20 protein-coding genes, 1 other RNA gene and 1 pseudogene are annotated in these 20,335 nt (G+C 53.6%); 4 read left to right on the forward strand and 18 right to left on the reverse strand.

The window, feature by feature from the left end:
* Positions 1-48: 48 nt before the first annotated feature.
* The 6 genes from QOS10_RS04425 to QOS10_RS04450 form a co-directional block, all read right to left on the reverse strand.
* Complete coding sequence (locus tag QOS10_RS04425) at positions 49-627, reverse strand: Fic/DOC family protein (RefSeq protein ID WP_283593993.1); 579 nt, start codon at positions 625-627, stop codon at positions 49-51.
* Positions 627-830: a hypothetical protein gene (locus tag QOS10_RS04430; RefSeq protein WP_283593994.1), complete on the reverse strand. Its 204-nt coding sequence runs from the start codon at positions 828-830 to the stop codon at positions 627-629. Before QOS10_RS04430 ends, QOS10_RS04425 begins: the two co-directional genes overlap by 1 nt.
* Positions 831-946: 116 nt before the next feature.
* Positions 947-1,942 carry a UDP-glucose 4-epimerase GalE gene (gene galE, locus QOS10_RS04435; RefSeq protein WP_283593996.1) on the reverse strand — a complete coding sequence of 332 codons (996 nt, stop codon included), beginning with the start codon at positions 1,940-1,942 and terminating at the stop codon, positions 947-949.
* Between the two features lie 135 nt (positions 1,943-2,077).
* Entirely contained in the window at positions 2,078-3,049 is a 972-nt protein-coding gene (locus QOS10_RS04440; RefSeq protein ID WP_283593997.1) for a Ppx/GppA phosphatase family protein, read from the reverse strand.
* Positions 3,036-5,291 (reverse strand): RNA degradosome polyphosphate kinase, encoded by a 2,256-nt coding sequence (locus QOS10_RS04445; RefSeq protein WP_283593999.1) that lies wholly within the window; start codon positions 5,289-5,291, stop codon positions 3,036-3,038. Before QOS10_RS04445 ends, QOS10_RS04440 begins: the two co-directional genes overlap by 14 nt.
* A 2-nt stretch (positions 5,292-5,293) precedes the next feature.
* Positions 5,294-6,805 (reverse strand): exopolyphosphatase, encoded by a 1,512-nt coding sequence (locus tag QOS10_RS04450; protein WP_283594001.1) that lies wholly within the window; start codon positions 6,803-6,805, stop codon positions 5,294-5,296.
* Positions 6,806-7,044: 239 nt separating this feature from the next.
* Between QOS10_RS04450 and QOS10_RS10360 the strand changes: the two are divergent.
* Positions 7,045-8,374, forward strand: a pseudogene (locus QOS10_RS10360) (ISL3 family transposase).
* An 82-nt stretch (positions 8,375-8,456) separates the two neighbouring features.
* Here the strand turns inward: QOS10_RS10360 and QOS10_RS04465 are convergent.
* From QOS10_RS04465 to tadA, 12 genes are all read right to left on the reverse strand, one after another.
* On the reverse strand, positions 8,457-9,221 hold the full coding sequence (locus QOS10_RS04465) for an acyl-[acyl-carrier-protein] thioesterase (RefSeq protein ID WP_283594004.1): 765 nt from the start codon (positions 9,219-9,221) through the stop codon (positions 8,457-8,459).
* A 10-nt stretch (positions 9,222-9,231) separates the two neighbouring features.
* On the reverse strand, positions 9,232-10,101 hold the full coding sequence (rsmI, locus tag QOS10_RS04470; protein WP_283594006.1) for a 16S rRNA (cytidine(1402)-2'-O)-methyltransferase: 870 nt from the start codon (positions 10,099-10,101) through the stop codon (positions 9,232-9,234).
* An 8-nt stretch (positions 10,102-10,109) separates the two neighbouring features.
* Positions 10,110-10,460, reverse strand: a complete 351-nt coding sequence (locus QOS10_RS04475) for a DNA replication initiation control protein YabA (RefSeq protein WP_283594007.1) — start codon at positions 10,458-10,460, stop codon at positions 10,110-10,112.
* Complete coding sequence (holB, locus tag QOS10_RS04480; protein WP_283594009.1) at positions 10,461-11,483, reverse strand: DNA polymerase III subunit delta'; 1,023 nt, start codon at positions 11,481-11,483, stop codon at positions 10,461-10,463.
* Between the two features lie 17 nt (positions 11,484-11,500).
* Positions 11,501-11,824: a cyclic-di-AMP receptor gene (locus QOS10_RS04485; protein ID WP_283594011.1), complete on the reverse strand. Its 324-nt coding sequence runs from the start codon at positions 11,822-11,824 to the stop codon at positions 11,501-11,503.
* Positions 11,825-11,841: 17 nt separating this feature from the next.
* A complete protein-coding gene (gene tmk / locus QOS10_RS04490) occupies positions 11,842-12,486 on the reverse strand; it encodes a dTMP kinase (RefSeq protein WP_283594012.1) in 645 nt (214 codons plus the stop codon).
* Positions 12,487-12,500: 14 nt separating this feature from the next.
* Positions 12,501-12,752, reverse strand: coding sequence for a YaaL family protein (locus QOS10_RS04495; RefSeq protein WP_283594014.1), 252 nt, complete (start codon positions 12,750-12,752; stop codon positions 12,501-12,503).
* Between the two features lie 3 nt (positions 12,753-12,755).
* The gene (recR, locus tag QOS10_RS04500) at positions 12,756-13,355 is read right to left on the reverse strand and encodes a recombination mediator RecR (RefSeq protein ID WP_283594016.1); all 600 of its coding nucleotides are present in this window, start codon (positions 13,353-13,355) and stop codon (positions 12,756-12,758) included.
* Positions 13,355-13,663 (reverse strand): YbaB/EbfC family nucleoid-associated protein, encoded by a 309-nt coding sequence (locus tag QOS10_RS04505; RefSeq protein WP_283594017.1) that lies wholly within the window; start codon positions 13,661-13,663, stop codon positions 13,355-13,357. The genes recR and QOS10_RS04505 overlap by 1 nt, the downstream gene beginning before the upstream one ends.
* A gap of 21 nt (positions 13,664-13,684) precedes the next feature.
* Positions 13,685-15,562: a DNA polymerase III subunit gamma/tau gene (dnaX, locus tag QOS10_RS04510; RefSeq protein ID WP_283594020.1), complete on the reverse strand. Its 1,878-nt coding sequence runs from the start codon at positions 15,560-15,562 to the stop codon at positions 13,685-13,687.
* 140 nt (positions 15,563-15,702) lie between these two features.
* An RNA gene (gene ffs / locus QOS10_RS04515) (signal recognition particle sRNA small type) lies at positions 15,703-15,800 on the reverse strand.
* A 35-nt stretch (positions 15,801-15,835) separates the two neighbouring features.
* Complete coding sequence (tadA, locus tag QOS10_RS04520; protein WP_283594021.1) at positions 15,836-16,333, reverse strand: tRNA adenosine(34) deaminase TadA; 498 nt, start codon at positions 16,331-16,333, stop codon at positions 15,836-15,838.
* A 245-nt stretch (positions 16,334-16,578) separates the two neighbouring features.
* Here tadA and nrdH point away from each other — a divergent pair, with 245 nt between their 5' ends.
* From nrdH to nrdF, 3 genes are all read left to right on the forward strand, one after another.
* On the forward strand, positions 16,579-16,800 hold the full coding sequence (gene nrdH / locus QOS10_RS04525) for a glutaredoxin-like protein NrdH (protein ID WP_283594024.1): 222 nt from the start codon (positions 16,579-16,581) through the stop codon (positions 16,798-16,800).
* A gap of 103 nt (positions 16,801-16,903) precedes the next feature.
* Entirely contained in the window at positions 16,904-19,075 is a 2,172-nt protein-coding gene (gene nrdE, locus QOS10_RS04530) for a class 1b ribonucleoside-diphosphate reductase subunit alpha (protein WP_283594027.1), read from the forward strand.
* An 80-nt stretch (positions 19,076-19,155) separates the two neighbouring features.
* Positions 19,156-20,178 (forward strand): class 1b ribonucleoside-diphosphate reductase subunit beta, encoded by a 1,023-nt coding sequence (gene nrdF, locus QOS10_RS04535; protein WP_283594029.1) that lies wholly within the window; start codon positions 19,156-19,158, stop codon positions 20,176-20,178.
* Positions 20,179-20,335 lie beyond the last annotated feature (157 nt).

Consider the following 20,335-nt stretch of genomic DNA (forward strand, 5'->3'; position numbering starts at 1 on the left):
CACCTAACATCTTATCACAACCGGCACCATTAGTCCCAGTACCAGGACTTATTGGTCCAGATCCTGGACATTCAACAGCTGTCCCAAGGCCTGGTAGTCAATTGGTCCATCCTGGTTAAAACCCGCAACCAATTTATCCTGGTGTCGTGGGAAGTTGAGATACTGGTGGTGCTGCAATGCCAGTAACTGCAAGAAGACCTTGGTGCTGCGTCCGTTTCCCTCGCGGAAGGGGTGGTACTCGTTAATGTTGTCCAACAGTTCGGCATAGGCACTGGCGGCAATCTGGTCGTTTTGATTGGCATTATCCAGCAGACTATTAATCCAACTGGCGGCCTCCCGGAAGGTTTGAAAGTCCTGGAAGAAGTGGTTTCCCTTGGTCAGGTTGTAGTCACGCACCTCTCCCGCCCACTCATAGACCTCATCGAATAGGAAGCGGTGGACCCGATTGAGCTGGTCAATCTCCCGAATCTTGGGCAACTCATTGGCATGCCGCAAGAGGGCAATCGCATTCTCGTTGACGATTTGAAACTCCCGCCGCGCCAGGTCAGTGGCGTCGGTAATCCCCAACTTATTTTTGAGGGTGCCATTTGGGTAGTTAAAACGGTCAGCTAGTTCTTGATCAGTCATCAGAATTCCTCCTTAAATTTCTGGTTACCGTGACTATTGGGATCCTTGGCCTTGGCAATTGCCTGCTGGACATCGGCAACGGTCGGCTGCCAGCCCTCATAGACGTTAAAAAGCATTGCATCCCGAACACAGCGGTAAAGCTGGCGGTCGGAAACAGCGACCCCCATGGTCGTTTGCCGTTGATTATCAAAGTTAAACTGCATATTAATCTCCCCCAATTTTAAAACACTCTCAATTATAAGCGCATCTACAAGCAATAAAAAACCTACCAGCTAATAATATCAGCACGGTAGGTTTTCCAATTTATTATTCGTATTAACTAGTCGCGGTCATCATAGCCCTTTGGGTGGGTTGAGTGCCACTTCCAGGCCGTGGCGATGATGTCATGAACGTCATCGTACTTTGGCTTCCAGCCCAGGATCGTCCGCGCCTTATCACTAGCGGCAACCAGTGAGTCAGGGTCCCCAGGACGGCGTGGTGCCATCTTGGCCGGAATTGGCTTGCCAGTAACTTCCCGAGCAGCTTCCAGCATCTGCTTGTTGGAGAAGCCAGTTGAGGAACCAAGGTTGAAGGCGTTGGACTTGTTGCCGGCTTCCAGGTACTTGATGGCCAGGATGTGGGCATCGGCCAGGTCCATGACATGAACGTAGTCACGAACGTTAGTACCATCTGGGGTGTTGTAGTCGTCACCGAAGATGCTCAATTCCTTACGCTTGCCTTGGGCAACTTGCAGGATGATTGGTACCAGGTGGGTTTCTGGACCGTGGTCTTCACCGATCGTGCCGTCAGGAGCAGCCCCGGCAACGTTGAAGTAACGCAGCGCTACGAACTTGATGCCGTAAGCCTTATCCGCCCAGGCCATCATCTTTTCCATCATCAGCTTGCTCAGGCCGTATGGGTTGATTGGGTTTTGCGGATCAGTTTCCTTGATTGGCATGTGTTCAGGAACACCATAAGTAGCGGCGGTTGAACTGAAGACGATGTACTTGATGTTGTGGTCACGCATGGCCTCCAAGAGGGTGATCATACCACCAGTGTTGTTGTCAAAGTACTTGAGCGGCTTGCTCATTGATTCTGGAACAATTGAGAAGGCCGCAAAGTGAACAACGGCAGTGATGTCTTCATTATCGAAGACCTTGTCCAAGAACTTCCGGTCCCGGATGTCCCCTTCATAGAATTTTGCTTTAGGGTTAATTGCGTCCCGGTGACCCGTTGAAAGGTTATCGGCAACGACCACGTCTTCACCGTGTTCAATTAAATCCTTAACCATGTGTGAACCGATGTATCCGGCACCACCAGCAACTAAAATTGCCATACCAAATTCCTCCTTGTGTCAACTAGCTAAGCACATAATCGGCTTATCTGATTTATCCTTCAATTGGCATTGTAGCACAGTTTACCCACCAGGGCGAGTAAATTTTAGTAAAAATTACGTAAAATTGTAATCGCTTTATTTACCGCCTTTTCCCGGGGTCAGGTCAGGCAGGTCCTTGGCATGTTCGAGGTACTTGACCAGGACCCCCTCCCGCAGGCCGCTGTTGCTGAAGCAGACCTCGTCGATGGCCAGCTGACGCATCAAGGCTAAGAGCGGCAGGAGCCCGCCAATCACTACATCGGCCCGTTCCTTCATGACGCCCCGGATTTTGGCCCGGGTCGCCTGGTCGACCTCCAGGAGCTGGTGCATGATCGCAAAGGCGGTTTCTGAACGCAGCGTCAGCCCTTGGACCGGCGCGGCCTTGCCGTCAACCGCATTCCGCCAGCGGTAGATCTTGGCCAGGGCTCGGTTACTCCCGCCGAGGGCAATGATCTTGGTCCGCCGGAACCGATTCAGCCAGCGCTGGTGGGACAGGACCTCGTCGACCTCCACCATGGCATCAAACAGGTCGGCCGCGTTCACCCGGTCGCCCAGGTGGTAACGCTGGGACAGGGTTACGGAGCCGAAGGGAATGCTGACGGTTTCCTCGGCTGCCCCGTCTTCAACGGCAATCAGCTCCATGCTGGCCCCACCGGTGTCAATAATGATTCCCCGCTTCAGGGGCAGGGCATTGGTAACCCCGACATAGTCCAGGTAGGCCTCCTGCTCACCGGAGATTACCTGAATATCGAAGCCGCTGGCCGCCTTGGCCCGCTTCAAGAAGTCCTGCTGGTTCTTGGCCTGGCGAACCGCGGCCGTAGCCACCGCCACGACCTTCTTGTCCTGGTACTGGTCGCAGATCTGACGAAAGTCACGCAGGGCTTCCAGGGTCCGCTCAATCGGTTCCGCTTTCAGAATCTTCTCCGACCCCATCTGCGAGGACAGCCGGACGTAGCGCTTCTCGTAGTGCTTGGTCACCGCCTGGCCGTCCTTTTGCAGCTCACTGATCTTGAGACGGATCGAATTGGATCCCAGATCAATCACCACGAGGTACTTATTCATCGGCATCACCTTTTTCATTATTGAGGTGCAGGGATGGAACGTGCTTAGACAGGGTCTCAAAGACCGAAGTAAAGTGCCGCTGGTTCTTGTGCTGGTGGAGTTCCTGTTTGTTCATCTTCTCCGCTTCTTCCACGAAGTATTCCTGGGAGTTGAACGGTGCCGCGTCTCCACGGTCGATCCGCTCGTAGTGGTCGCCTTCCAGGATCCGGGCCTTAGTGTTGTCCTTCCACATGATGTTGAAGATCTGAATAGCCCGGGCTTTGGTATCAGCCTGCTTGACTGGGTAGAGCTCCTCGACCCGCCGGTTAAGATTCCGGGTCATCATGTCGGCACTGGCCAGGTAGATCTCTTCATTCCCGTTGCTCTTAAAGTAGTAGATCCGGGAGTGCTCCAGGAAACGACCGACGATCGAGTGCACCTCGATGTTGTCGTGCAGCTCCAGCAGGTCGTTACGCAGGCAGGTAATCCCCCGCACGAGCAGCTGGATCTTGACCCCATTGGCGGCCGCGTCGTACAGCCGGGCAATGATCTGCTTGTCAGACAGGGAATTCATCTTCATCCGAATCAGGGCTGAGCCGCCGCTCTTGGCAACCTCAATCTGCTCATCAATCTTCTTGTTGATGAACTCCCGGATACCATCTGGAGAAACCCGCAACTGGTGGAAGTACGGCGGTCGGGCGAACCCAGACAGCATGTTGAAGAGGTTCGTCATGTCAATGCCGAGCTCATGGTCGCAGGTGAAGAGCCCCATGTCGGTGTAGAAGTGGGCCGTGACATCGTTGTAGTTCCCGGTTCCCAGGTGCATGTAGCGGCGCAGGCCGTCTTCGTCCCGCCGGATGACCAGGGCCACCTTACAGTGGGTCTTCAGGCCAACCAGTCCGTAGATAACGTGGCAGCCCATCCGTTCGAGCCGTTGAGCCCAGCGGACGTTGTTCTGCTCATCGAACCGGGCCTTGACTTCGACCAAGACCGTGACCTGCTTGCCGCGCTGGGCCGCCATCCCCAGATACTTGATGATCGGCGAATTGCCGGAAACCCGGTAGAGGGTCATCTTGATCGCCAGGACTTCTGGATCCAGAGCTGCCTGATGGATGAAGTTGACCACGGCGTCGAAGTTATCGTACGGGTGCTGGACCAGGTAGTCCTTCTTCCGGATCGACTGAAAGATGTTGTGGTCCATGTCCAGGGCCGGGTTGAGGTACGGCTTGAACGGCTTGTAACGCAGGTCGTCGTGACCATCGACCATTCCCGAGAGCTTCTTCAAGAAGGTCAGGTCGACCGGCCCGTCCACCCGGTAGAGGGAACGCTCGGTGACGTGGAGGTTATCGATCAGCTGGTCCTCCAGCCAGGGGTCGATGTCGTGCTCAACCTCGAGCCGCATCACCTGCCCGTGTTCACGTTCCCGGAGCTGGTGCTTGACTGCCCGCAAGAGGTCGGAGGTATCTTCCTCGGCCACATCGAGGTCCATGTCCCGCATTACCCGGTAGGTCGCCGTCTTGATGATCTGGTAGCCAGGGAACAGCAGGGACAGGAACTCCTTGATCAGGTCATCGATCAGGATGAAGTTGTTCTCACCCGGCAGCCGGACCAGGCGCTTGTAGATCTCCGGTACCCGGACCGTGGCGAACTTGATGTCAGCTTCCTTGGAATCATCGTGCGGCTCGTTCTGGTGCCGTTCGACTTCCTGGTCCCCTTCCAGGATCTCCTTGGTCTTCATCGACATCGCACGCTGAGCGGGGTCCCGCCGCAGCTGTACGGCAATGTTTAAGGAGTTGTTGGAGATAAACGGGAACGGCCGGGAACTGTCATCGGCCATCGGGGTCAGGACCGGCATCAGTTCATCGTTGAAGTACCGGCGGATGAACTCGTACTGTTTGTCGTCGAGGTCCTTGACGTGAAGGATGTTGATCCCCTGCTTGGCCAGTTCGGGGATGATCTGCTGGTTGTAGACCGTGTAGCGTTCCTCAACCATCCGGTGTTCCTTGGCGTTGACTGCATCCAACTGTTCCTGGGGAGTCAGTCCCGAGGCGTCCGTCGTGGTAACGTTGGCCGCGGCCAGCTTATGCAGCGAAGCCACCCGGACCATGAAGAATTCGTCAACGTTACTCTGGGTGATTCCCAAGAAGTTGGCCCGTTCCAGCAACGGGTTATTGACATCCGTTGCTTCGCCGAGGACCCGGCCGTTGAAGTCAATCCAGCTGAGCTCCCGGTTCACATAATTTTCTGGTTTGTAAAAATCCTTATACATAATTAGTGTCCGCCCCTTTCAATCAATACTGGCTTAACGCCGAATACATAGTTAAACAACTGTGACTTCTTACTGAAGGACCACTTCTCCAAAACGAGGTCATCATTGGCGGTGGCCTTGATCTTCAAGAGATTATCATTAGTCAGCTTGAGCTTGATAGCCGAAATCTTCTGCTGACGTGAATCATCCAGGGAATCAACCAGCCGCAAGATCGCTGCCAGCTTGGCCACCACCAGCTGAATGTCGTCATCCATGTGCCGGTAGTGCTCCTGGGTTGCCGATGGGCTCTCCGCACTGTGGTAACGGGCTACCTCGGCAATGATCTGATTATCGGCATCGGAAAGGCCGATCAGCGGGTTGGACTCCAGAATGTAGGCCGAGTGCCGGTAGTGGCTCTCCTGATTGATGAAGTTCCCAATGTCGTCCACCTTGCTGGCGATCTCCAGCAGCAGCCGGGCATGGTTGTCCAGCCGGTGGAGGGGTCGCAGCTGGTCAAAGAACTGGCAGGCAAACTTCGTCACGAAGTCCTTGTGGGCCGCATCGACGCCATAACGCTGGGCGATGTCGTCCGCTGACGTCCGGATCATCGTGTTGATCTGGCTCTGGGCCTGGCTGTCCGCAAAGCCGTTGACCAGCCCGTCCATCATTGAGATGTCGGTTACGTAGATGTTCAGCGGGTGAACCAGGTAAGCCGTCCGGGCAATAATCAGGTAGTTTGGCATAAGCAGCCGCCGTTCCTGCTCGTTGGTAACACTCTGGGCCCAGGGATGCTGGTCATAAATTTCCGGTCCCATTTCCCGGTTGGCCTGTTTCAGCGGCTCCAGCGGGACCTTGGCCAGGTGCTCGCCCTGCTTGATGTAATGATTGCTCAGGACCGGGGCGTTTTGGATCAGCAGGACGGTCTTCTTCTTCCGCTTGAGTTCGGGCGCAATGTACTCCAGCTTGCTGCTGATGTAGTCCTGGATGATTTCCTGCGGGTTCGTGGTTGTCTGCCGCAGCCGCTGAACCAGCCGGCTGATCTTGACCCCACCGAGGTCGATCTCCCACTGTTTCTCGAAGTTGCCGTGGTGGAAGAAAGCCAGGGTCATCGAATCCAGCCCCAAGGTCAACAGGTACAGGCAGTGCTTGCTCAGGGTCTTGAACTCTGCCAGGTGGGTCACAACACAGCCCATCGTCTTGGCCATCAGCTGGTTGTTGTTCAGCCACTGAATCTTCAGTCCGGTCCGGACCTCCAGCTGGTCGGCAACGTAGCGAGCATCAATCGGCGCCAGGTCCTCGATGGCCCCGTAGAAGTGCACGTCAGTAACCTGGTAGTCCTTCAGCTGCTGCTTGAAGCCCTCCAGGTTATTAACAATCGTTCCCATGTTCTGAGCATAATTAGCGATCTTCCCATCACCGAGCGCCAGGACACCAGAGCGGACATCATTGATCACCCGACCCTTGGGCAGCTCAATTATTCGCAGGCTGACTTGATCAGGCTCCAAATAGATCACTGCAGTCAATGAATTTTTCACACTAACCACTCCTCTTCTTCATAAAATGTTTACTCTATTTATAATTATAAGACATTTCGCTTAGCGCCCAATGGATAAATGCCGTTAATTTTATAAAAAAGGAGTGTAATGGACGATTTATGGTTCTACAATTTTAAGTACTGATAGATTTAACATCAGTACTTATTTTGGTTTAAATTTAAAATAAAAAACGAAAGATGGCTTGACCCCCGTCTTCGTTTAAGAAAGGACCATCTTTCATGGATCATTCTATCAAAACTGCTCTTGGAATTAAAGACGTTCATCTCGAACTTGATACCAATACCAAAGAAGACCCAATTACCGACCACGGCGACTATATCGTGGTCCATCTTATTCAATCCTACCCTATGCATTGTCCTCACTGCGGTCATTTAATGTACAAGAATGGTTTTAGAATCGTTAACTATCATGGGGCAGACCTTCACTACAAGCCAACTATTTGGTCGATTAAAAAGCAGAAATATCTCTATCCGGCTACACCTCAGTGCCCACAAACAGTGACGAAACTAGCTCCGGTCAAGGATGTCCAATATCGTCACCACATTGCCACGAGTATTAAGCAACGGATTATGATGCAGCTAGCTAAGAATGAATCTCAAACTGATATCGCCGATGATTTCTCCGTTTCGGACTGGACTGTCAGACGTGTAATTAATCATCTTGATCATGTCTTTAAACCTAACTATCATTGGCTTCCCCGTCACATTGCCTTTGATGACTTTCGCTCTGGCCGCTTTGCGCCCAGTGGAATGAGTATGATCCTCGTAAATATTGAGAACCATCGAACCCCTTGGCATCATTCTTTCACGCCGGAGTAGTTTTCTTCGTAACTACTTCCTGCGTTATAGTCATAACGCTCGTTTAGCGGTTCAAACCGTCACGGTGGATCTTTATACTCCTTATCGCCATTTTATTCAGGAAATGTTTCCACGTGCCCTAATTATCGCGGACCACTTTCATGTCGTGGCCCAGGCTTATCGTGCCCTAAACCAAACTAGAATCAAGGTGATGAACCGTGCCGGAAAAGGTACTAGACGTTGGCGCACTCTTAAGCATTTTGGGAAGCTGCTTCTAACCCCAAGTGCGCTTCTTCAATACGACAATTTCTGGGCTTGTCGTAATTTTGGTTATGCCCAACTAACTGTTATTGAGGTCATTCACCGGTTATTAGATTTCGATGATGAGCTTAAGCAGGCCTATCAATATTATCAAAGCCTTATTCTAGCAGTTAATCATCGTAGTAAGTCAGCCTTCAACCAACTATTAGCCATCAAATGGACTGTGCTTCCCCAAGCATTCCAAAAGGTTCAACGCACTCTGCGAACCCACCACTAAGAAATCATTACCAGTTTTAAATATGACCATTATACAAATGGTCCCGTTGAAGGTACGAATAACAAGATTAAAGTTATTAAACGGACTGCCTATGACTTTCGCAATTTCTTCTACTTCCGCGTTCGTATCCTAATTGCCCTGCCTAATTCCTATATTGCCATTAATTGGCATAATAAAACAGCTCATGCCCAAAGTCAGGTAAGAGCTGCTTAGAAATCATTCAATTTTTCTTTTCAGTACTTCTTGACAAAGAACCTGAATAGTAGTGAGGTGTTTCTCTTTAATCGCGTTAGGCCTATACGCCGTGCCAACCGATCTCAGCCGTGGCACAGACCTGACCGCTCACCAGAAGCGCATGCCGACTGGATAGGCCGCCCGTGTCCTCCACCAGCTGATATTGGCTGGTGACCGTGGCGCCTTCACGAACCTCGTGCTGGTACCTGATCACGAGGCTAACGGGACGATGGGTCCGCAAGAATTCCCCGCCCAGCGGATCCAGCAGCCAATCCAGGTAGCGGGCATTATTGACGTGGTGGTTGACGTCAATGTCGAAGTACCGCACCTGGTACTCCTTGCTGGCCGGATCATCACTGGTAATCGTCGCCGGATTGGCCAGGCGCGGCAGGCGTTTTTGTTCCGGCGAATCAAACGGTTCGATCAGCTGCTTGGGGATCGACATCAATCGCCGCTTTTCCAGGTTCATGAACACGAAGGTGGCCCGCAGGTGAAGGTAGCGTTTCTCATGACTGGCATCCGTCATCCAGAACTCCCGCAAGGCAAAGAAACGGTTGTACGCCAGGGCCCGGGTTCCCAGGATGACCTGGTCGCCAAAGGTCGGCTGGTCGGCCGCCACTTCCCCGTCATATTCGGTGATTACCCACGCGCCGCCGGTCTGCTGGATCGTCGCCGTGTCCATCCCCAGTGAGATGCAGTGGGCATCCGACACCATCGTCATCATACTCAGCATCATGCTCATGGTGGGGTGGCCGGTGTCGTCACATTCATAATATGTCAGCTGGTACGGCATCTCATATGCCTGTTTCTCTTGCTTGAGCTCCATCTGCTGTCTCCTATAGGTTATGGTACTGCTTGTACAAATCTTGACGTTTGAAGTGATTGCGCTTGGCCACCAGCTTGATCGCCGCGTTGGTCGAAAGGCCGCCGACAATCTCACGGTCCACCTGTTCGGTCAGGGAAAGATCCTGGGCATCATCATGCTCTGCGGCCGCTGGGTCCGGATTTCCGGCAACCAGAACCACAAACTCTCCCCGGGCCTGGTGGTCATCAAACCAGTCCCGCAATTCGCCCAGGCGGCCCCGGCTGAATTCTTCGTAACGCTTCGTCAGTTCCCGGGCCAGGACGGCGGGACGATCATCGCCAAAGACCTCGGCCATCGTCGCCAGGGTCTTCTTCAACCGGTGCGGGGCCTCGTAGAAGATCATTGTCTCCGCCCGGTTTTGCAGCTCTTCAAGCGCCGTTACCTGCTGCTGGTGCTTTCGTTCCAAGAAACCATAGAAGTAGAAGGGCTGGGGAACCAGTCCCGAGGCGATCAGCGCGGTCAGTCCTGCATTGGCCCCGGGCAATGGAATTACCGGAATCCCGGCCTGAACCGCCGCGGCGACCAGTTCCTTCCCCGGGTCGGAAATAGAGGGCATCCCCGCGTCGCTGCACTGGGCAATATCCATTCCGGCTTGCAGCTTCTCCAGCAGCTCAGGGATCCGCTGCTCAGTGTTGTGCTCATGAAAGCTGATCTGACGGGTATCGATCTCAAAATGGTTCAGAAGCTGCTGGGTGTGGCGCGTATCCTCGGCCGCGATCAGGTCAACATCACGGAGGGTCTTGATCGCCCGAAAGGTCATGTCATCGAGGTTGCCAATCGGGGTCGGCACCAGGTAGAGGTGGCCTGTCTCCTGATTATTAAAACTGCTAATCTGTTGCATCTCTTCACCTACTTTGCTTTGTCCGGATCATGACCGAAGATGACGTCTGTACAGAAGGCACAGGACTCCCCTGGGGCCAGCCGCTTGCCGAAGTATTCGCTGCAAACGTGAAAGCCCTGCTGGTAGAGCTCCTTGAGGTTCTGCCGCGAACCCGACAGCTTCGATTCGCCATTCTTGTCCTTCATCTTCTTGATTACCCGCCGCAAGTGGTCATTTTCAATGGACAGCTCAGCATTCTGCTCCAGCAGTTCCGTCACCTGGTTTTGCAACTGCTCCATGTTGTCAACCAGGTCGCGGGTTTGCTTGGTCACCTGGGCAAAGCGGTCATAAATATTTTCGTTTGCTTGTTTCTCACTCATTTATTCTGCCCCCACTGCATGCAATGTCTGCACAATTCGAATGGTCAGCTGTTCGACAATATTCTGAAAGTTGATGTTCTGGCCAAGCAGGTGCCGGATCTCCAGGGTCAGCTGACTAACTGCCAGCAGCTGCTCCATCGAATATTGACCGGCCAGAGCTTGCATCTGTCCCTGCTCGCTGACGAAGTGCAGCCGAGCAGGATCCGTGACCCCGTTGGCAACCAGGAGGGCGTCGCGCCAGATCAGGGTGATCAGGTCAAGCAGAACCTGCTGCTTGCCGCGATCGGTAGCCAGCTTGACCAGCTTGGTCTGGACCTCGACAAAGGCCAGCATGTTCCCCTGGCTGACGTTGTTGAACCACTGACAGACACCGGTGATTGCCTGCTTGAACCAGTCATCGGCGCACCAGTCTTGGACCTCCTGAACAGAATCGGTGAGACCGACTGCCACGTTGCCCAGCCCCTTGGGAACATCCGCCTGGGCCAGCTGCTCCAGCAATTTTACCCGGTTGAGCGGCTGCATCTCAATGACCTGCGTCCGTGACCGAATTGTCGGCAGGACGGCACTCTTATTGGTGGTCAACATCAGGATGTAGACCCCCGGCCCCGGTTCCTCGATAAACTTCAGCAGGCTGTTTGCTGCCCCCGTGGTCATCTTGTCAGCGTCCTGGATGATGAAGAACTTCTGGCTCCCCTCCATGGCGCTCTTGGTAAACTCGGCCTTCAGGTGGCGAATCTCATCCACCTTGATCTGCCGTCCCTGCGCGGAGGCCGTCACAATATCCGGGTGGTTGCCGGACAGAATCCGCTGACACTCTGCACAGGTCAGGTCCGGTTCCCCATTCTGCGGGTGCAGGCAGAAGAGACGGAGGGCCAGCCAACGGGCAATTTCCAGCTTGCCGGATCCGGTGGGCCCGACGAGCAGGTAGGCATGGGCCAATTCATGGTTATTAAGGATTCGCTTCAGCCGTTCAATAATCTGCGGCTGAAGCTCCTCAGCTCGTTCTCGTGCTTCCTCTGCCAAATTAATCCCCCGCTTGCTTAGAACTTGATAAAGTCGTCAACGGGCAGGACAAAGACCGTCGCCCCGCCGACCTTGACGTTGACTGGAAAGGCTGAACCGCCCTCGACATCCATATGCATCTGAGAAGTAATGTATTGCTCACGCGACTTGGCATTCTTCTTGATGACATCCAAAACGTCCTGAACCCGTTCGTCCTGGATCCCAATCAGAAAGGTAGCGTTCCCTTCGCGCAAGAAGCCTCCGGTAGTGGAGAGCTGGGTCACCTGAATATTGGCAGCCGTAAATGCCTTCCGCAGGCGGCTGCTGTCTTTTACTTGAACAATGGCCACAATCATCTTCATTATAATCACCTCTGCAATTAGTTAAAAAGTTCTGGATAACGGGCGTTGATTACCTGCTTGACGTCGGCCACCACTTTGGCGAGCGGCTGGCTGGCATCCACCAGCTTGATCCGGTCCGGATGGGCCTGCTGCAGGCGCAAAAAGGAGTGACGAACCAGGTGGTGGAAGGCCAGCTTCTCCTTATCCAGGCGGTTGACCTGGTCAGACCGGTGCTCAGCAATCCGCCGCAAGCCCACTTCTGATGGCACATCCAGGTAAACAGTCAGTTCTGGGAGAAGGCCATCGATGGCAAACCGATTCAGCTGCCAGATTTCCTGCTCACCCAGATGCCGGCCCGCCCCCTGATAGGCAATCGAACTATCGACGTAGCGGTCACACAGGATCACCTTGTCCTCCTGCAATGCCGGCAGGATTTCTGAAACAATGTGCTGGCGACGGGCCGCAGCGAACAGGAGAGCCTCCGTCCGGGCATCCATGTCGGTGTTATCGGCATTAAAGAGCACGCGGCGAATCTGCTCCGAAATGTGGTTACCGCCAGGTTCGCGCGTATACATCACCCGGTCGGCTCCAAATTGCTCCTCCAGGTCTGCCTTGATCTGGCGCATCACGCTTGTCTTGCCGGCGCCATCGGGTCCCTCAAAAGAGATAAACTTTCCACTCATTCTTCGTTTCCTTTCTATTGGCTGACAATGCCCTGGTTGAGTTGGCCGTGAACGTGATAGCGGCGGGCAATCCGGTACAGGTACAGGTACTTCTGCTCTTGCAGGTGGGCCCGATCCTGAAGCTCGCTGCTGACGTTGGCCTCATAGACCGCCCGCTCGGTCTCCCGAGCGTGGTCCCAGCTGGCCTTGGTTTCGTAAATTGTCGCCAGGAGCCGCTGGTTGCGTTTCTTTTCTACCTCATGTTTTGGCTGCCGTCTGAATAACATCTTCTACATCTCCGTTCGTCCTTGCACCGCCTTGAACAGGGTCATCTCGTCGGCATAGTCGATATCAGCACCCACTGACAGACCGTGCGCCAGGCGGGTAACCTTGATGCCCGCCGGCTTGATCAGCTTGGCCAGGTAGCCGGCCGTCAGTTCCCCGTCCGAGGAAGCGTTGGTGGCGATGATGACTTCCTTGACCTCATCGCTCTTCTGCAGACGTTTCAGGAGGCTGGTAATGTTAATATCCTCGGGACCAGTCCCGGCAACGGGGGAAATAACCCCCTGCAGGACGTGGTAGAGCCCGTGGTACTCGTGCATCCGTTCCATGGCCATGATGTCCTGGGACTGTTCAACCACCAGGATCTTGGAGCGGTCTCGGGTCTTGTCCCGGCAGATCGGGCAAGGATCGTCCTCGGTGATGTTGCCGCAGATGCTGCAGCTGTGCAGGTCCCGCTTAGCCGACAGGAGGGACTTGGCGAAGTTGGTCACGTCGTCTTCTTCCATCCCAAGAGTATAGAAGGCCAGCCGGGTCGCCGTCTTCTGCCCGATTCCCGGCAGCTTGGTGTAGCTTTCGATCAGCTTGGCAAGTGGTTCTGGGTACTGCATTACATCCCCATCCCCCGGGTGTACTTGCCGAGGGTCTGCTGCGTTGCCTCGTTGACCTTGGTCATGCCGTCATTGATGGCAGCCACAACCAGGTCCTGGAGCATGTCGATGTCGTCAGGGTCAACGGCTTCCTTATTGATCTTCAGGTCCACCAGCTTGTTGTCGCCGGTGAAGGTTGCCGTCACCATGTCATCGGGGGCCTTGCCGACGAATTCCTGCTTGGCAAGTTCTTCGTGCTCGGCCATCATTTTCTTTTGCATTGCCTTGGCCTGCTTCATCATCTGTTGCATATTCATTCCACGCATCATTTTTCTATCCATCCTTTACATTTAATTATCTTCTATTTTAACAATATCATCGCCAAAAAGCTGCTTGGCTGCCGTGACGGGGTCCTGACTGTCTGTCGACTGGTCTGCCGGTGAAACTACATTCCCCTCATCATCTTCGACCGGCGGTTCCTCAGGCAGGGGCGGTTCGGCCAGGGCCGGAGATGTTGGCGCCGTGGCTGCCTTATCCTGCGGTGCCGGGGCCGCCGTTTGATGCGGCTGCGGTTGCGTCGATGCCGGTGAAGACGAGGCAGCGTGCTTCCGGTGACCAAGGCCGTGCTCCTTAATGTAGTTCTTCCTGATTTGCGGCCACTTGTCCTGCGGTACAAAGACCACCTTGTAATCGCTGCCCATCAGCTGTTGCAGGGCACTCTCCATCGCCGTGATCAGGTTGTCGTCCGTCGTGGCCTCCTGGAAGAGGAAAGCGTAGTTAAAGGCGACAATCACCCCGGTGGCACTCGCCGCCACCGGTTTGGAGACGTGGAGCAGCGAACGCTGGGGAACTGTCAGATGATTAAGCATATCTCCCCACAGGTTCTGGAGGTTGACCAGGTCTTTCCTAGTAGCTGCCCCGAGGACCGGGTAGATCTGCCCCAGGTTGACCTGGACCTTCCGCTGTTTGACCCGCGGCTGGGCCGGCTTCTTGGCTGGGCCGGCACCATTGGCCCGCAGTTGCTGAACCGTCTGCTGCAACTGCTGAATCTCCTGCTGCAACTGTTTGATCGTCGTGTTGGCGGCCAGGTTCGGCTGCGCTGCTTGGGCCGGAGCCGGCTGCGGGGCCGCCGCAGTCCCCCCATCCTTGATCTGGCAGAGTTTAACTGTCAAGACCTCCAGGTAGACATCCGGGTGGGTAGTAAACCGCATCTCCTCTTGAATGTCATTGAGTTCGTCGATCATCTGGTAGAGGCTGGCAGCTGAAACCGCCGCACTGAGTTCTTTGAAATCCTCGTCCTTGAGGCCAGTAGCGGCCACGCTGATCAGGTCCGGTGATTCCTGGTAGAGAAGGACATCGCGGATAAAGGAAATCAGGTCTTCAATGAAGCGTTGACCATCCTTCCCCTCGGCCAGGATATCCTTCATCGTATCAAGGGCCTGGGCGCTCTCGTGGTGGGCCAGCTCCAAGAAGTACTTCTTCAGCAGCTGCTTGGTCACGCTGCCGGTCACCAGGAGGGCGTCGTCAAGCTTGACCTCGTTGTCACTGAAGGAAAGAACCTGATCCAGGATACTTAAGGCATCCCGCATTCCCCCCTCGGCAGCGTTGGCAATCACCCAGAGGGCCTTCTCCTCGTAGTCGACATTCTTCTGGTCCAGGATGTACTTCATCCGGTCAAAGGCGTCCTGGGCACTGATGCGGTGAAAGTCAAAGCGCTGAACCCGCGAGATGATCGTCAGCGGGATCTTGTGCGGCTCAGTCGTCGCCAGAATAAAGATGACGTTTGCCGGCGGTTCCTCCAGGGTCTTCAGCAGGGCGTTGAAAGCCCCGGTCGAGAGCATGTGAACTTCGTCGATGATGTAGACCTTGTAGTCAGCCTGGGTCGGCGCATACTTGGCCTTATCCCGAATATCTCTGATCTCTTCGACCCCGTTGTTGGAGGCCGCATCGATTTCAATCACATCGTTAAGCTGTCCCTTGGTGATCGCTTGACAGATCTCACACTGGTTGCAGGGCTCGCCATCCTTGGAATGGTGACAGTTGACCGCCTTGGCAAAAATCTTAGCGGCCGAGGTCTTCCCCGTTCCCCGGGGGCCTGCAAAGAGGTAGGCGTGACTGATCTGATTAGTAATGATTGCGTTCTTTAAGGTCTGGGTAACAATCTGTTGGCCGACCAGCTCGTCAAAGCGCTGGGGCCGCCAAACCCGGTATAAAGCCTGATAACTCACGCTAACCTTCCTTTCTGATAACAAAGTGCTAGTAAATATTATACAAGTTTTCCCCAGCAATTTGTTACCAATTTGTTTGGCAATTTATAATTAAAGAGGCCCACAACGAGAAAAATCTCGCTATGGACCTTGAGTTGATTATCAATAAAACTTAGAGCACAAGCTGCTTCATACTTAGTGCTGCTTCCTTCCGGACCTGACACGGTTCGTAAGTGCAACCTTGCTCTAAGGCCTTGCGGCAATATTTATAGTACACTACTTCGCCGTGAAATGCTAGTCCTTTGACCGACGTTTTTTACGGGCCAGCTTTTTCTTCTTCCGAATTGCCCGGAAGAAATCCTTCAGCATTTGGCTGCACTCCGCTCCCAGCAGGCCGCTTTCGACATTGACCTGGTGGTTCAGTCGCTGATCACTCAATAAGTGATAAAGGCTGTCCACGGCCCCGGCCTTGGGGTCCTTAGCACCGTAGTAGACATTTTTGATCCGGGCATTGACGATGGCCCCGCTGCACATGATGCACGGTTCCAGGGTGACGTAGAGGTCGCAGTCCTCCAGCCGCCAGCTGCCCAGGTTCGTGCACGCCTCCATGATCGCCAGGATCTCCGCATGGTAGGTCACGTCCTGGAACTGCTCGCGCATATTGTGCCCCCGGCCGATGATCTGCCCATCGTGAACCACCACGGCGCCAATCGGGACCTCCCCTAAGATCTCTGCCTGGTGGGCTTCCGCGATGGCCGCCCGCATGTACTTTTCATGAGTTTTCTCTGTCATAAAATTTCTCCATAAAATCAAAACACTTTTCGCTATTTCCAGTGTATAATAGTTAATTGAGTTTTACCTAGTGATCACCTGATCACCCAAAAAGTTTCACAAAGTTAATCGCCGTCATCATTACCATATATCGTGTTTCACTAATTTGTGTGACACAATATATGGTATTTTTAATTGATTTTTCCATTTTTCCCGCTATACTAGAAAGCATCAGCAAACGATAACTTTAGTAAGGGGAGATTATCATGGTAACCGTCTTTTCTAAGCATAATTGCATCCAATGCAAGATGACCAAGAAGTTCTTAACGCAACACAAGATTGACTTTGTTGAATACAACATTGACGAACAGCCCGAATACGTCGCTAAGCTGAAGGCCGAGGGTTTCATGGCCACTCCGGTTGTGAAGCTTCCTAACGGTAACGCATTTTCCGGCTTCCGTCCAGACCGTCTTCAACAATTAGCATAGTCGTTGAAAGCTACTAACCAGCCAGGCAGAAAAGCGCGATTCGCCCCCTTCTTCCTGGCTTATTTATTGTCACCAACAGCAATTAGAAAGCGAGCACACCAACATGGCATTATCTGACATTGACCTGACAAAAGTTCGTTACTTCGATCTTAACAATGAGGTGAACATCCCCCGCAACGGGCAGATTCAACTCGATAAGGATAAAGAAGCCCTGACAGACTTCATCGAGCACAACGTTAAGCCCAACACCAAGCGTTTTTCTTCATTAAAGGAGCGGTTCACCTGGCTGGAGGATCACGACTACATCGAACGCGGCTTCATGGATAAGTATAGCCTGAAGTTTATTGAGAAAATGTACGACTACCTCAAGACGCAAAACTTCCACTTCCACTCTTTCATGGCCGCCTACAAGTTCTACGCCCAATATGCCCTGCGGACCAACGACAAGGAATACTACCTGGAGAACTACATTGACCGGGTCGCCATGAACGCCCTCTACCTGGCTGACAGCGACCAGGACCTGGCCATGGACCTGGCTGATGAGATCATTCATCAGCGCTACCAGCCCGCAACACCAACCTTTTTGAACGTGGGCCGCAAGCGCCGGGGCGAGTTCATCTCCTGCTTTGCCATCCAGACGACTGATGACATGAACACCATCGGCCGGACGATTAACTCCGCTCTTCAGCTCTCCAAGATTGGCGGCGGGGTCGGCATTAACCTCTCCAACCTCCGGGAAGCCGGGTCCCCAATCAAGAAGATCAAGGGGGCTGCCAGCGGGGTTGTCCCGGTCATGAAGCTCCTCGAAGATAGCTTCTCCTATTCTAACCAATTAGGCCAGCGGCAAGGGGCCGGCGTGGTCTACCTGAGCGTCTTCCACCCCGACATCATCGAATTCCTGGGGGCCAAGAAGGAAAACGCCGACGAAAAGATTCGCCTAAAGACCCTCTCCCTAGGGGTCACCGTTCCGGACAAGTTCTATGAGCTGGTCGAAGCCAACAAGGATATGTACCTCTTCAGTCCCTACGACGTTGAACGCGTCTATGGCGTGCCGTTCTCCTACGTGGACATCACGAAGGAATACGACAACATGGTCGCCAACGACGAGATCCACAAGAAGAAGCTCAACGCCCGTGACCTGGAAGATGAGATCAGCAAGCTCCAGCAGGAATCCGGCTACCCATACATCATCAACATCGACACGGTCAACCGCGCCAACCCGATTGACGGTAAGATCGTCATGAGCAACCTCTGCTCCGAAATCGCCCAGGTGCAGGTGCCATCCCGGGTCAACGATGACCAGACTTACACCAAGCTGGGTCAGGACATCAGCTGTAACCTCGGTTCGACCAACATCGCCAACATGATGGACAGCCCCGACTTTGGCAGGTCTGTCCGGGCCATGGTCCGCGGCTTGACCCGGATCAGCGACGTTGAGCAGATCGACACCGTTCCAACCATTAAGCACGGTAACGACCTCACCCATTCCATCGGTCTGGGGGCCATGGGATTGCACGGCTACCTGGCCAAGAACCACATTCAATACGGCAGTCCGGTGGCCATCGAATTTACCGGGGTCTACTTCATGCTGCTGAACTACTGGTCTTTGGTCACCTCCAACGAAATCGCCAAGGAGCGGGGCGAGTCCTTTCATGATTTCGACAAGAGTGCCTACGCCGACGGTTCCTACTTCGATAAGTACGTCAACAAGGACTGGCGGCCGCAATCCGATGTCGTCAAGGACCTCTTTAACGGGATCTTCCTCCCTGGTCCGGATGACTGGAAGAAGCTCCGCGATCAAGTCATGAAAGACGGCCTCTACAACGCCTACCGCCTAGCCGTGGCTCCGAACGGTTCGACGGCCTACATCAACGACTCGACAGCCAGCCTGACCCCCATCGTCAACCGGATCGAGGAACGGCAAGAAAAGATGATTGGGAAGATCTACTACCCGGCACCGTACCTGTCCAACGACACCATGCCGTACTACAAGTCCGCCTACGACATGGACATGCGCAAGGTCATCGACACGTACGCTGCCGCCCAGCAGCACGTTGACCAATCCATGTCCCTGACCCTCTTCATGCGGTCCACCATCCCAGATGGTCTCTACGACTGGAAGGCCGGCCGGACTAACAAGATGACGACCCGGGACCTCAACCTCCTGCGGCACTACGCCTACAAGAAGGGAATCAAGTCGATCTACTACATCCGGACCTTTACCGATGACAACGACGAGATTGGTGCCAACCAGTGCGAAAGCTGTGTCATTTGATTCGCTACCGGGCACTTGTTAAACTTAAGAACGCTAGTACGATACTTGTTGAATTACGATAAAGGAGTCCCATACATATAATGAAGTTTGAAGAAAAATTTAAGCCGCTAGAGAGTTACAAGGCGATCAATTGGAACGAGGTTTCCGACATGATCGACAAGGCAACCTGGGAAAAGCTGACCGAGCAATTCTGGTTGGACACCCGGATTCCTGTTTCCAACGACCTTGACGACTGGCGGGAACTCGACGATGATCACCGTTGGACCGTCAGTCATGTCTTCGGGGGCTTAACCCTCCTGGACACCGTTCAATCCGAGGCCGGCATGACCGCCTTGAAGCAAGATGTCAAGACCCAGCATGAGACCGCCGTCTTGAACAACATCCAATTCATGGAATCGGTCCACGCTAAGAGTTACTCCACCATTTTCTCCACTCTGAACACCCCTGACGAGATTGAGGAAATCTTCAAGTGGTCAGACTCTGAGGAGTACCTGCAAAACAAGGCGACACGGATCGCCAACATGTACCTTGACCCTGAAGAAGACCCATTGAAGAAGAAGGTCGCCAACGTCTTCTTGGAAACCTTCCTCTTCTACTCCGGCTTCTACACCCCACTCTACTACCTGGGGCACAATAAGCTGAATAACGTGGCTGAAATCATCAAGCTGATCCTCCGTGACGAATCCGTCCACGGTACCTACATTGGCTACAAGTTCCAGGTAGGGATGCATGACCGGACCGAGAAGCAGCAACAGGATATGAAGGACTGGATGTACAACTTCCTCTATGACCTCTACAGCAACGAGGAGGACTACACCCACCTCCTCTACGACCAGGTTGGCTGGACCAACGACGTTTTGACCTTCATCCGTTACAACGCCAACAAGGCCCTGATGAACCTCGGTCAGGAACCGCTCTTCCCCGACACTGCGGCTGATGTTAACCCGGTGGTCATGAACGGGATTTCAACCTCGACCTCTAACCACGACTTCTTCAGCCAGGTCGGTAATGGCTACCGCCTTGGTGAGGTGGAAGCGATGAGTGACGATGACTACAACATCAAAGACCCTAACGCCGGTAAAGATAAGAACTCACGTGAATAATTAGACGAGCCCCGCCAGCTGATTGCCAAGCTGGCGGGGCTTTTTTATATCCGCTTATGTGAAGCTTAACTCAAGCAATGAATGAACCAAATTTTATACAATCTGCGGCCGCAAAAATTATACCAATGTTTTTATTAATTGGCCGCGCCTTTACGGG

The sequence above is a fragment of the Limosilactobacillus galli genome, assembly GCF_947381495.1.
Taxonomy (GTDB): domain Bacteria; phylum Bacillota; class Bacilli; order Lactobacillales; family Lactobacillaceae; genus Limosilactobacillus; species Limosilactobacillus galli.

What these genes read in the sequence shown, in the direction of transcription:
- QOS10_RS04430 (WP_283593994.1), bottom strand. Translation starts at nt 830, where the DNA reads ATGCAGTTTAACTTTGATAATCAACGGCAAACGACCATGGGGGTCGCT.
- QOS10_RS04445 (WP_283593999.1), bottom strand. Translation starts at nt 5,291, where the DNA reads ATGTATAAGGATTTTTACAAACCAGAAAATTATGTGAACCGGGAGCTC.
- rsmI (WP_283594006.1), bottom strand. Translation starts at nt 10,101, where the DNA reads ATGCAACAGATTAGCAGTTTTAATAATCAGGAGACAGGCCACCTCTAC.
- QOS10_RS04505 (WP_283594017.1), bottom strand. Translation starts at nt 13,663, where the DNA reads ATGATGCGTGGAATGAATATGCAACAGATGATGAAGCAGGCCAAGGCA.
- recR (WP_283594016.1), bottom strand. Translation starts at nt 13,355, where the DNA reads ATGCAGTACCCAGAACCACTTGCCAAGCTGATCGAAAGCTACACCAAG.
- tadA (WP_283594021.1), bottom strand. Translation starts at nt 16,333, where the DNA reads ATGACAGAGAAAACTCATGAAAAGTACATGCGGGCGGCCATCGCGGAA.
- QOS10_RS04440 (WP_283593997.1), bottom strand. Translation starts at nt 3,049, where the DNA reads ATGCCGATGAATAAGTACCTCGTGGTGATTGATCTGGGATCCAATTCG.
- QOS10_RS04495 (WP_283594014.1), bottom strand. Translation starts at nt 12,752, where the DNA reads ATGTTATTCAGACGGCAGCCAAAACATGAGGTAGAAAAGAAACGCAAC.
- QOS10_RS04475 (WP_283594007.1), bottom strand. Translation starts at nt 10,460, where the DNA reads ATGAGTGAGAAACAAGCAAACGAAAATATTTATGACCGCTTTGCCCAG.
- nrdF (WP_283594029.1), top strand. Translation starts at nt 19,156, where the DNA reads ATGAAGTTTGAAGAAAAATTTAAGCCGCTAGAGAGTTACAAGGCGATC.
- tmk (WP_283594012.1), bottom strand. Translation starts at nt 12,486, where the DNA reads ATGAGTGGAAAGTTTATCTCTTTTGAGGGACCCGATGGCGCCGGCAAG.
- QOS10_RS04465 (WP_283594004.1), bottom strand. Translation starts at nt 9,221, where the DNA reads ATGGAGCTCAAGCAAGAGAAACAGGCATATGAGATGCCGTACCAGCTG.
- nrdE (WP_283594027.1), top strand. Translation starts at nt 16,904, where the DNA reads ATGGCATTATCTGACATTGACCTGACAAAAGTTCGTTACTTCGATCTT.
- galE (WP_283593996.1), bottom strand. Translation starts at nt 1,942, where the DNA reads ATGGCAATTTTAGTTGCTGGTGGTGCCGGATACATCGGTTCACACATG.
- QOS10_RS04425 (WP_283593993.1), bottom strand. Translation starts at nt 627, where the DNA reads ATGACTGATCAAGAACTAGCTGACCGTTTTAACTACCCAAATGGCACC.
- nrdH (WP_283594024.1), top strand. Translation starts at nt 16,579, where the DNA reads ATGGTAACCGTCTTTTCTAAGCATAATTGCATCCAATGCAAGATGACC.
- QOS10_RS04485 (WP_283594011.1), bottom strand. Translation starts at nt 11,824, where the DNA reads ATGAAGATGATTGTGGCCATTGTTCAAGTAAAAGACAGCAGCCGCCTG.